Origin of the sequence: Rhizobium sp. S163 (assembly GCF_030380805.1) — a bacterium.
GTDB lineage: Bacteria > Pseudomonadota > Alphaproteobacteria > Rhizobiales > Rhizobiaceae > Rhizobium.
This window is the reverse complement of record NZ_JAUDSA010000030.1, coordinates 1-5,126: the sequence shown is the minus strand read 5'-3', so window position 1 is coordinate 5,126 and position 5,126 is coordinate 1. Positions and strand designations below refer to the sequence as shown.

3 protein-coding genes and 2 pseudogenes are annotated in these 5,126 nt (G+C 55.3%); 1 reads left to right on the top strand and 4 read right to left on the bottom strand.

What is annotated here, in order from left to right:
* Positions 1–226 precede the first annotated feature (226 nt).
* From QTL96_RS22710 to QTL96_RS22695, 4 genes and pseudogenes are all read right to left on the bottom strand, one after another.
* Positions 227–379: pseudogene (locus QTL96_RS22710) on the bottom strand (cold shock domain-containing protein); the annotation flags it as partial.
* A gap of 120 nt (positions 380–499) precedes the next feature.
* A complete protein-coding gene (locus tag QTL96_RS22705; RefSeq protein WP_289729301.1) occupies positions 500–1,240 on the bottom strand; it encodes a porin family protein in 741 nt (246 codons plus the stop codon).
* 543 nt (positions 1,241–1,783) lie between these two features.
* Positions 1,784–3,038: pseudogene (locus tag QTL96_RS22700) on the bottom strand (type II toxin-antitoxin system HipA family toxin).
* Positions 3,035–3,265: a helix-turn-helix transcriptional regulator gene (locus QTL96_RS22695; protein ID WP_289729300.1), complete on the bottom strand. Its 231-nt coding sequence runs from the start codon at positions 3,263–3,265 to the stop codon at positions 3,035–3,037. The pseudogene QTL96_RS22700 and the gene QTL96_RS22695 overlap by 4 nt, the downstream one beginning before the upstream one ends.
* 805 nt (positions 3,266–4,070) lie before the next feature.
* Here QTL96_RS22695 and QTL96_RS22690 point away from each other — a divergent pair.
* On the top strand, positions 4,071–5,102 hold the full coding sequence (locus QTL96_RS22690; protein WP_289729299.1) for a Fic family protein: 1,032 nt from the start codon (positions 4,071–4,073) through the stop codon (positions 5,100–5,102).
* Positions 5,103–5,126: the final 24 nt, after the last annotated feature.

Sequence of the window (5,126 nt, the reverse complement as noted above, 5' to 3'; positions counted from 1 at the left end):
GGCGATCCCGCAGATCGAGGCGACTGCGACTAATACGACGACAATCATTGAAACTGCTCCTGAGACCAGCTGTAGATCGTCATCCTTTCGCTAATATTCAATATCTCGCGGAAAACTTGGAAGCACAATCGTTGTCCCTTAGCGAAAAGAGCCTCCCTGCAACAGGGCGACCCCTTCCTGGACTGACAGTCATCGCTGCTTGATTGGTCGAGCAGCTTCAGCTGGTTTAGAAAACTGAAACGTTCTCTGGCCTGAAGTTTCTCGTCTTGCGGTCCCGACCAACCTTGAAGCTGACCTTGTTGCCCTCTCGGAACGAACCGCTACGGGCCAAAGCAGACACATGGATGAATACGTCGTATCCGCCATCTCCAACGTGATGAAGCCCAAACCCTCATAACGGCCCGCTTACGAAATCACGCAATGGAAATTGGGCGTGCGCCAAGAGAAGCCGCGTATTTCGCTGGCGCAGCGTAGGTCTCCCAACGCTGCGCCTAGGTCGTCAGAAACTCTTGCGGAAACCGAAAGTCACAGCGTTGCTGCGGAAATCCGTGCTCGAGGACGTGCCCGCTTGCGAGGTAAAATCAAAATTATCTGCAGCCGTGAACCTATATCCGATGTCGAGTGTCGTGTTGTCGAAAAGAGAAACGTCAGAGAACAACCCAATAGCCTGCAGATTGATCCCAACACCCGCATCCAGATGATAGGCGAACGCTGTGTCGCTGTCGTCCATCAACGTTGCAACACCCGCAACTCCCTGCTTGCGAAGGTCAAGGTTCATGAAGCCGACACCACCACCAACATACGGGGTGAAGGCGCTCAAAGCTCCGTCTGCGGCCAGCGGAATATCCAAGTATCCGTTTACATAACCTTGGATCGACCGGGCATCACCAAAGGAGTTGATGCCGCCGAGACCTACGCCACCGATGCTATGCTCGTCGACCGAAGCTGTGCCATAGCCGAGTTCCAATTCCACACGTGGCGAAACGAAACCGTACGCTCCAAAGTCGTAGCCAGCGCGAAGCGCGCTGTAGAAACCGACATCATAATCAGTCGATACCGTCGCGCCGCCGACGCCGAAGCTGGTGTCGTCAAGAAAATTCACGGACGAGAGCGAACCGATGTAGAAACCGGATACCGGCTGCACAACCGTCGGCTGCTCAACGGGAGCCACCAGGTCTGCTGCAAGCAGCGAGGATGTGGAGGAAACAAGAGCTGTGAGAACAAGAGCTGGAATTTTCATTGCGAACCCAAACTTACGCGCCACAAGGAATTCGTGGGCTTCAGGATTCTCAAGTAGAAAGGATTGTGCGGTGATCCACCCGTACCCGACGATAATGAAGAGAGCGTGACATAAAAGCAACGCGGGATTGCGCTCCCCGAAACATGAATGTCGACAGACGAGGACATGTTTGAGAACTTACTGCGGTCAGAGGCTGCCTCGGTATGTTCGAGTGCCCCAGGCGATGACGTCGCCATTGGACGCGAGTGTGAACTACAATGCCTGATGGGCAGATGCGCCCTCGCAGCCGTTTTCTATCCTCGCGGATTGAGCCCCGCATTCGTAGGGCTTTTCAGACGGGCGGGCACAAAGGAAGGCCCGGTGATCGCAGCCTATCGCGTATGGACCGAACCATTCGCACCTTGGCGGCGCGGCGTAGATGGGGCTGCAACTCGACAGCCTTTTCAATGCACATTTATCCACCAAATTTAGAAATCAGAGGCATCGCAATGCAGGAAAGAAGCGAGCGATCCAAGACGCTTCAGCTGCATGCCAAATTAACAGTTATCCAACTGACAAAGCCACCAAGACAGCCCGGTTCTTCACCGATTCAGACACTCCTGCGGTAGTCATATTACCCGGCACGATTGCTGAGGCATCACCTGCGTGCTCTATGATAGCCCCGCATATTTCGGAAACGCGCCGGCGAACCAGAACCAAAGCCAATCCCGACATCTTTCGCGAATGCCTTCCATCCATCCGCATCCATTTCGGCCAAGGTCGCTCGCCTCCCAATTCTCATTGCCATCTCCGGCGAAAGATCGGGATAGGCTACTGTCGAAAGCAAATCGTACAGCGGTGCTATTCTCGGTCCCCGGTCGTCGAAAAGGATCGAGTAATTCTTGCCATGAGCATCGGCATTTCCGACGATAAGATTAAAAATCGCTGCATCCAGCAATTTTGCGATATCCGTCGCCGGTCGCGCCGACACGCGCCGCAACAACTCGAAGCAGTCTTTGAAGGTCGGCCCGCCTTCGTCGGCATATTTGCTTTCTGGTGGCACCGCGGCGCCTGACAAAAATCCTCCTGGTGGATACGACGCATGACGCCGAGATCGTCGCGCACGCGATCATATCGCTCGACCAAGAGGAACGGGCGTCCCTGCACATTCCTTGCCTCTACCGTGGCAACGTCAAGGCCTACCGCGGCGGCGAGACCCATCACGAATGCCTCGTTCTCAGTTGTGCCTTTAAAACGCGCTATCGGCGGCTTCAGGATATGTGTGGTTGGGTTGCCCCGGCAATGGGAGGGCAATCTGACCATCGGCGACGACAACAGGGACCTTCGATTGCGCGCCAGCCAAAGATAGCCTTAACCCCTCCTCGCCGGCCAGTAGAGGCCTGTTAGGAAGGGCGTGCAATATCCGAACGATCCCGGCATCATCCAGTGGCTTCGGCTGAGCGGCGGCATCCACCGTCACATCAGGCGGAATTTCACCTTCCGGCACCAGCTGAAGCGCGCCAGCAACGTCGCCACCCAAACGATCGAGAAGCGCGAAGTCATTACCTGGCGAAACGCCCAAAGCCTGTGCAGCAACAAGGCGCTGGCTCTCTTCAGGGAGAAGCCCACCGAAAAATGGGCGGCATTCGCAACGAGAGAATTGTTCCGCCCGCTTCGGCAAGGAGGCGGAAAGCGGCGGCGTGGTCTGGTCGCCAAGCCATTCGTCTGCATACTGAAAGGCGATATCGCCGTGTCTATCCTGGGTAAACTGGCCGACGACGCGGCTATCCCACCATACGTTGAGAACCTTTGTCGTCATCGCCTGCGCTCACCAGGTTCCCAAATATCGATCGAACAACCGAGCGTTTGCAGAACTTGCAACACTTTTCCGATCTGAGCTGTCGGCTTGCCAGCCTCAAGATCAACAATGAACCTGAGACCAACGCCCGCGACACCGGCAAGCTCGTCCTGCCGCAAGTTTTGCTCCTTGCGTGCAATCCTAACCAGGGCGCCGATGTCGGCTGGACTTGTGACTTGCTTTGCCATTTGAATTTCCCGATCGGGAAAATAGCACAATTTTGCTGAACTTGTCGAAGGAAATTTCCCGATCGGGAAATTGAGCGCAATAGGCTACGCATGTATATAAACAATTCCCGATCGGTAAATAAAGGGGATTGCGAGTATCGTCTTCGCGTAACGTCTGCGCGAGGAACCTGCAAAGGCGGAGGATCAGCGATAGCTCACTGAACTGTTTGGCCTCGATGCTGCGTCTTCCCACGTCGAGGCCGAATTGGCCGGCCATCAGAACCAGTTTCGCCCCATCCGGACCATCGATTTCGTGATCTCGACGATATCATTTCGGAACGCGTGGCGAAGCGCGCATATTCGCGGCAGGCCGTTTCTTGTGAGCGCAGGGAATACCGCGCTATCTTGGCAAGGGAGACGCTACGCTCTCCCGTTGCATCCCTCTGGCATTGGCGATCCTCGGCTTCGAGCCTCATCGCACCATTGAAACGTCCGCCGTTTCATCGCGCATAGGTGGGGCTTTCGCACCCCTCCCGTGACCCACGACGACCAGCGTATGCCGCTGGACCGCACAAAGGCGTCTGCTTTGGATACCTGCACCGATGCTTTCGCGCATGGAGACGACCGAGCGAGACTTCGGCTCTCCTGGACCCATCGAGCAGGGGGAGATTCGTCTCTCCTCCTGCATAGCCATTTGACCAACCGTTCGCCGGTTGTATGCCGCCAGCGAGGCTGGACCTGACATGTCACAGCAAAGCCATTTATGTGCACATATGCCTCAACACATGTTAAATAATGCGCGTATTTTTAACATATTGCGATGGACATGTTAAAACCAAGCTATGCTCTTCCCGACCTGCCCCCGCCCACCGACCTCGAAACGGTTGTAGTGCTGAAGGCACTCGCCAAAGCCAATCGTGCGTTGGCGGAATTGAAGGGACGTGCCGCAACCATTCCCAATCAGGGCATTCTGATCGACACACTGGCGCTTCAAGAGGCGAAGGCCAGTTCCGAAATCGAGAACATCGTCACGACGCAAGACGAACTGTTTCAGGCGGACTTGCAGCTTGAGGGGCCGGATTCTCCAGCCGCCAAGGAAGTCGCCCTTTATCGCGATGCCCTCAAACTGGGATACAGTCGGTTATACGAAACTGGCGGTCTGATCACAAACCGAACGCTCATCGACATGTTTCGCCTCTTGAAAGGGCGGGAGGATAGCTTTCGCGTTACGCCAGGCACCGCGCTCAGGAATGATGCGACAGGGGATGTCGTCTATGTGCCGCCGCAGGATGCGCGCGAGATTGAAGCCGCCATGTCCGCACTTGAAAAGTTTATTAACGAGGATGATCGTTCTCCCCTTGATCCGCTTATCAAGATGGCGCTGATCCATCACCAGTTTGAGAGCATCCATCCATTTTCTGACGGCAATGGACGCATCGGACGCATTCTGAACGTCCTCTATCTCACGCGCGCAGACCTTCTAGATATTCCGATCCTTTATCTCTCGCGTCATATCACGCGAACCAAGGCAGACTATTATCGCCTGCTTCAAGCCGTCCGCGCAGAAAACGCCTGGGAAAACTGGGTTCTCTATATGCTTGAAGCGGTTGCAGAGACCGCTCAGGCAACGCTTACGCTTGTCGAAGGGATACGCAGCCAAACGGCGAGCGTTAAAAAGCGCCTGCGTGAGGAAGTTCCGAAGCTCTATTCGCAAGACCTGCTTAACAACCTGTTTCGCCATCCCTACACGCGCATCGAGTTCGTGGTGAACGATCTTTGCAGCGCGACAACCAAGATGAGACGAAGCGTCAATCAAGATGAGACGTTGCAGCAGCGGTGGAACGAAGAGAGGGCGTAGCCCGAACGGAGTTCTACCGCTGCT